This window comes from Streptomyces sparsus (genome assembly GCF_054776295.1).
Window position 1 is genome coordinate 1 of sequence record NZ_BAAHCA010001302.1, and the last position, 1,056, is coordinate 1,056.

At 69.6% G+C, this 1,056-nt stretch carries 1 protein-coding gene; it reads left to right on the forward strand.

Going from position 1 to position 1,056, the window contains the following annotated elements; genetic code table 11:
- A partial coding sequence (locus ACYVE9_RS28050) for an ABC transporter substrate-binding protein (protein ID WP_461030695.1) occupies positions 1-1,024 on the forward strand: 1,024 nt, incomplete at its 5' end.
- Positions 1,025-1,056: the final 32 nt, after the last annotated feature.

Here is a 1,056-nt window from a genome sequence, read left to right on the forward strand (position 1 = left end):
CGGCGCGACGGCCGCCGCGCTCGTCCTGCTGCTGACCGGCTGCGGCGCCGAGGTCGACACCGGCGCCGCGGCGGACCGCAAGGCCGGTCACAAGGCCGGGGACAAGACCGCCGACGCGGGCCACTACCCCGTGACCATCACCAACTGCGGCCAGAAGCAGACCTTCGACAAGGCACCCGAACGAGTGGTCACCAACGACGTCGGCATCACCGAGATCATGTTCTCGCTCGGGCTGGCCGACCACATGGCCGGTTACGTGATGCCGGACGACAAGGGCACCCTGGACGGTGTGCCCTGGAAGGACGGCTACCGGCAGACCGAGTGGCTGTCGAAGCGGCAGATCACCAAGGAGATCGCCGTGGACGCCAAGGCGGACCTGGTCTTCGCCGGCTGGAACTACGGCTTCAGCGAGGAGAACGCGTTCACCCCGGACACCCTGGAGAAGCTGGGCATCAGGACGTACCTGCTGACCGAGTCCTGCCGCAGCGGCGAGGGCAGAGAGCGCGGCGTGATGTCGCCGCTGGACGCGCTCTACACCGACCTCCGCAACCTCGGTACCGTCTTCGACGTCGAGGAACGCGCCGAGAAGCTGATCGACGGGTTCGAGCGTGAGGTCGCCGCCACGCAGGCCGCCGCACCGAAGGGCGAGGACCGGCCGCGGGTCTTCCTCTACGACGACGGCCGGGACAAGCCCCTCACCTCGGGCCGGTTCGCCGGCCCGCACGACATCATCACCAAGGCCGGCGGCGACCACGTGATGAAGGACCTGGAGGACTCCTGGACGACCGTCGGCTGGGAGACCGTCGTGGACCGCGACCCGGAGGTCATCGTCATCAACGACTACGGCGACACCGGCGCCGAGCAGAAGCGCGAGTTCCTCAGGAGCTACGGCCCGCTGAAGGACGTCTCCGCGGTGAAGAACGACCGGATCTTCGTCCTCGACTACGTCGACCTCGTGGAGAGCCCCCGCAACCCGGCCGCGATCGCCGCCCTCGGCGCCTACCTGCGAGGGGACGCCGGCTGAGACGCCGCGGCGACACCGGTGGGGCCGCGGCG